The sequence below is a fragment of the Streptomyces sp. NRRL S-495 genome (assembly GCF_000966955.1).
Lineage (GTDB): Bacteria > Actinomycetota > Actinomycetes > Streptomycetales > Streptomycetaceae > Kitasatospora > Kitasatospora purpeofusca.
This window is the reverse complement of the sequence record NZ_JZWY01001345.1, coordinates 1-405: the sequence shown is the minus strand read 5'-3', so window position 1 is coordinate 405 and position 405 is coordinate 1. Positions and strand designations below refer to the sequence as shown.

Sequence of the window (405 nt, the reverse complement as noted above, 5' to 3'; positions counted from 1 at the left end):
CCTCGCCGAAGAGGCCGCAGAGGATCTCCTCGCGGGCCGTGCGGGCCGCGCGGCCGCCGGTGAAGAGGGCGAAGTCGGGGGCGGGCAGGGCCCGCCGGTCGACCTTGCCGCTGCCGGTGAGCGGCAGCGCGTCGAGCGGGACGACGGCGGCCGGGACCATGTGGGCGGGCAGCCACTCGGCGGCGAACCGGCGCAGCTCCTGGGCGAGTTCGGCATCGGGCTCGACTGCGGCGGTGGCGCAGTGGGCGACCAGTCGGCGGTCGCCGTCGGCCCCCTCGTACAGGGTCACCACGGTCTGCCGGACGGCCTCGTGGCGGGTCAGCGCCTGCTCGATCTCGCCGAGTTCGATCCGGAAGCCGCGCAACTTGACCTGGTCGTCGGTGCGGCCGTCCGGGTGCCCGGGGT

At 76.0% G+C, this 405-nt stretch carries 1 protein-coding gene; it reads right to left on the bottom strand.

Annotated elements, in window-relative coordinates; translation table 11 throughout:
• A partial coding sequence (locus tag VR45_RS41595) for a hypothetical protein (RefSeq protein WP_045945183.1) occupies positions 1-405 on the bottom strand: 405 nt, incomplete at both ends.